At 64.2% G+C, this 4,537-nt stretch carries 2 protein-coding genes and 1 rRNA gene; all 3 read left to right on the forward strand.

What is annotated here, in order from left to right; all coding sequences use genetic code 11:
- Nucleotides 1-98: ribosomal RNA gene (gene rrf, locus AC56LU_RS23890) — 5S ribosomal RNA — on the forward strand; the annotation flags it as partial.
- Between the two features lie 280 nt (nt 99-378).
- Nucleotides 379-2,022 (forward strand): DUF418 domain-containing protein, encoded by a 1,644-nt coding sequence (locus tag AC56LU_RS23895; RefSeq protein WP_497178096.1) that lies wholly within the window; start codon nt 379-381, stop codon nt 2,020-2,022.
- Between the two features lie 5 nt (nt 2,023-2,027).
- Nucleotides 2,028-4,391, forward strand: coding sequence for a penicillin acylase family protein (locus AC56LU_RS23900; protein ID WP_497178097.1), 2,364 nt, complete (start codon nt 2,028-2,030; stop codon nt 4,389-4,391).
- Nucleotides 4,392-4,537 lie beyond the last annotated feature (146 nt).

Genomic DNA, 4,537 nt, shown 5'->3' on the forward strand with positions numbered 1-4,537 from the left:
AAGTCGGTCCCACCCCTTCCCATCCCGAACAGGACCGTGAAACGACTTTGCGCCGATGATAGTGCTGCAACCAGTGTGAAAGTAGGTTATCGTCAGGCTAGTTATAAGAAAAACCCCGCAGAGTGATCTCTGTGGGGTTTTTTGCTTTGGACCGCCGTTTTTGCCCATCAGTAGCCAGCACCCGCCAATCGCCTCAGCTTGTGCGCGGAAAAACTACACGCCGGCGCTATTGTTCGGGCCGGGGTACCTTCATGCAATATTAATAATGGGGGCCAAAACACACTTTGTCCGTGTTTTACGTCGTTTCGTCGCATTAGGCCTTGTCTCAGACACCCTCTGGAATACGATTACCTGATCAAAAACCAGAAGGAGATGGCCATGGATAGACCACCTGTACCGGCAGCGTTGACTCCGGTCGCGAATGACGAACGCATCCAGGCGCTCGACGTCGTGCGCGGCTTTGCCCTCATCGGCATCCTGCTGATGAACGTCGAGTTCTTCAACCGCGCCACGGCCACGATCGGATCAGGCATGCAGGCCGGCCTTACCGGGGCGAACTTCTGGGTCAGTTACTTCGTCCAATATTTCGTCGTCGGCAAGTTCTGGACCATCTTCTCCCTCCTGTTCGGCATGGGTTTCGCCGTCATGCTCACCAGGGCAGAACGCGCCGGCCGCAGTTTCCTCGTTCCCTACATGCGCCGCATCGCCGCATTGGCCATCTTTGGCGCCTTGCATCACATCTTCCTGTTCTCCGGCGATATCCTGTTCAGCTATGCGGTAGCGGCTACGGCTCTGCTGATCGTCCTGTATGGCAGGGCCAAGTGGATCCTGGTGGCGATCGTCGCGAGCATCGGTGCCGGGTTCATTCCCGGCATGGACTGGATGTTCGGCATTGCCGGCGGCCTGGCCTTCTTCGGTTTCGTCGCCTGGTGGCTGCGCGGTGAGCAACGCATTCGCTACTTCGGGAAACCGCTGGCGGTGTCCTTCGTGTTCATCCTGGTCGGGACCCTGGCCCTGATCGGTGGCGCAGTGTGCTGGGCCGTTCCGGATATGCCGCCGCAGGCGCGCTTCGGCCTGCCGCTCCTCGGCGCGGCACTCGTCACGCTCGGCTTGTTCACCCGGAAGTACCACGCTGACCAAGCCGCACGTCCGTGGCGCATCGGTGTGGGCATCTACTGCTTTTCGTTCCTGATGATGACCGGCGCGGGCGCATCGATGTACTTCTTCCCGGAGAAGCCGCCGGCGGTAGCCACCAAGGAGCAGGCCGAGAAACAGAAAAAGCAGGCCGCAGAACGCGCCAAGAACCTGAAGGAACGCGAAGAGCGCATCAAGAAGGAAACGACCGCGCTCTCGAAGGGGAGCTATGCGGACGTCGTGACGCTGCGCGCCAAACACTTCGCCGAAAACGCGCCAGGTGAGGTCGGCTTCGCGACGATCCTGATCGGCATGTTCCTGATCGGTAGCTGGTTCGTTCGGGCGGGCATCATGGAAAGGGCGCAGGCCCACCTGCCGCTGTTCCGCAAGCTCGCCATGTTCGGCCTCCCGCTCGGCATCGGCATGGGTGTGCTCGGCTCCGCGATCGCCATGCACGCGATCCCGGGTTCGCGCGGCGCCGACGGCTTCCAGCTGGCTTCCGGCCTGCAAATGCTGGGCAATTTGCCGGCCTCGATCGGCTATGTCAGCCTGGTGATCCTGATGCTGTACAGCGCCTCGCCGCTGAACAAGGTCAGCGTGCTGGCACCGTTCGGCCGCATGGCCCTGACCAACTACCTGACGCAATCGCTGGTCGCCTCCACTTTCTTCCTTGGTTACGGCTTCGGCAATTGGGGCGTCTCACGGGTCGACCAGATGCTGTTCGTCGTGGTGCTCGCGGCGGCCCAGATTGTGTTCAGCCACCTGTGGCTGTCGCGCTTCCGTTACGGCCCGGTGGAATGGCTGTGGCGCGCGGTCACCTACTGGCAAATTCCGCGCATGCGCATCGGCAGCCCGGCCGCCGCGGCCGCCGTGGCAACGCCGGCGTGAAGGGGATGCTCCGAACCGGCGCGGTGCTGCTGGCCTGCGCCGCCGCATCGACGCTCGCACACGCTGGGGCGGCCCAGCCGGTAAAGGTGGCGGGACTGGGCAAGCCGGCACGGATCCTGGTCGACCGCTGGGGCGTGCCGCACATTTATGCCGCCAGCCAGGATGACGCCTTTTTTGTCCAGGGCTTCAACGCCGCGCGCGACCGCCTGTTCCAGATCGACCTGTGGCGCCGCCGTGGACTGGGCGAACTGGCCTCGGTCTTCGGCCCTTCCTACGTGGAGCAGGACCGGGCCGCGCGCCTGTTCCTGTACCGCGGCGGTATGGCGCCTGAATGGGCTGCCTACGGCAAGGACGCGCAGCAGACCAGCGCGCGTTTCGTCGCGGGTATCAACGCCTACATCGACCACATCGTGCGCAAGCCGGAACTGTTGCCCTTCGAGTTCCGCCAGCTCGGCTACAAGCCGGCGAAGTGGCGCCCGGAAGACGTGGTGCGCATTCGCAGCCATGGACTGACGCGCAACCTGACCCAGGAATTCGCCCGAGCACGCGTGGTCTGCAGCGCGGGCCTGGCGGCGGACGCGGTGCGCGCCCAGCTGTCGCCCGCATGGACCACCCGCATCCCCGACGGCCTCGATCCCTGCCTGCCCAATGATGCACTCGACGTCTTCCATCGCGCGACCGACAACGTACGCTTCGACCGCGGCGCCTTGCAGGCATTGCGCGCGGCGCCGAACGAGGAAACGCTCGAGGGCAGCAATAACTGGGTGGTCGCCCCGTCGCGTACGAGCACTGGCCGTCCGATCCTGGCCAACGACCCGCACCGCGCCTATGGCGCGCCATCGCTGCGCTACATCGTTCACCTGAGCGCGCCCGGCCTCGACGTCATCGGCGCGGGGGAGCCTGCGCTGCCTGGTGTGTCGATCGGCCATAACGGCAAGGTCGCGTTCGGGCTGACCATCTTCAGCATCGACCAGGAAGATTTGTACGTCTACGAGACCAATCCTGCAAATCCGCAGCAGTATCGCTACCGTGGCGCTTGGGAGAACTTCCGCGTGGTGCGCGAGAAGCTCGCCGTGCGCGGCCGGCCCGCCACGACGGTCGAGCTGCGCTTCACCCGCCACGGACCGGTGATCTACCAGGATGCCGGCAAGCGCCGCGCACTTGCGGTGCGCACCGCCTGGACCGCTCCCGGCATGGCGCCTTATTTCGGCAGCATCGACTACATGAAGGCGCAGGACTTCCCGCAGTTCCGCCGCGCGATGGAGCGCTGGGGCGCGCCGACCGAAAACCAGGTCTATGCCGACACGGCCGGGAATATCGGCTGGGTGGCGGGCGGCCTGGCGCCGGTGCGTCCGAACTGGGACGGCCTGATGCCGGTGCCGGGGGATGGCCGCTACGAATGGAAGGGCTTCCTCGACGGCGCCAAGCTGCCCTATGTTCTCAATCCGAAGCAGGGCTGGTTCGCGTCGGCCAACGAAATGAACCTGCCGGCCGGCTTCCCCTACAAGGAGCACAAGCTCGGTTTCGAATGGCCGGACAATGCGCGCGCGCGCCGGATCGCCGAGGTGCTGTCAAAGACGCCCAGGGCCAGCATGGAAGACATGGAGCGCCTGCAGAACGACGTGGTGTCACTGAACGCGCGCCGGCTGGTCGCCCTGCTCAAGCCCTTGTCGTCGCCAGACCAGAAGACACAGGCCGCGCTACGCCTGCTCTCGCGCTGGGACGGCGAGGAGAAGGCCAGCTCCGCAGCTGCGGCCTTGTATGAAGTTTGGTGGTCGCGGCACCTCGGGCAGGCGTTCAAGGATGCGGTACTCACGTCGGCGGCGGCGCATGCTTTCGATGCGCCGCATGCGAGCGTCCTGCTCGAGTCGCTGGAACAGCCGGCGCACCGCTTCGGTGCGGATGCGCTGCGCAAGCGTAACGAGGTCCTGCTCTCCAGTCTCGGTCGGGCGTGGGCGGAAGTGGAGGGGCTGCAGGGGCCGGATCCCTCACGCTGGCAGTGGGGCAAACTGCACTTCAGCTACTTCGTGCATCCGATGACGCCGATCCTCGATCGGGCTTCCCGCGCCCAGGTGAACGTGGGGCCGATCCCGCGCGGCGGTGGTGCGTACACGGTGAACGTGTCCAGTTATCACCCCGACAGTTTCTGGCAGGCGCATGGACCTTCCTTCCGCATGGTGCTCGACGTTGGTAACTGGGACAACTCGCGTGCGGTCAACACGCCGGGGCAGTCCGGCGATCCGGCCAGCCCGCACTATCGCGACCTCGCCACTACCTGGGCCGAGGGCAAATACTTCCCGCTCTTGTACTCCCGCGCGGCGGTAGAGAAGGCTGCGACGCAGCTCATTGAACTTGTACCGGCGCCTTGATCACGCGGGGCTTGCAAGTAGACGCACGCTTTGCTATAGTTCGCCTCCGCTTCGGTGTGAGCAAAAAACGTTAACGTAATCAAGTGCTTACGGTAACAAGCTCAACAGGAAAATCTGAAAAACGAAGCGGACGAGGGGTTGACGAG

This window comes from Telluria sp. PB2R4 (assembly GCF_059685695.1).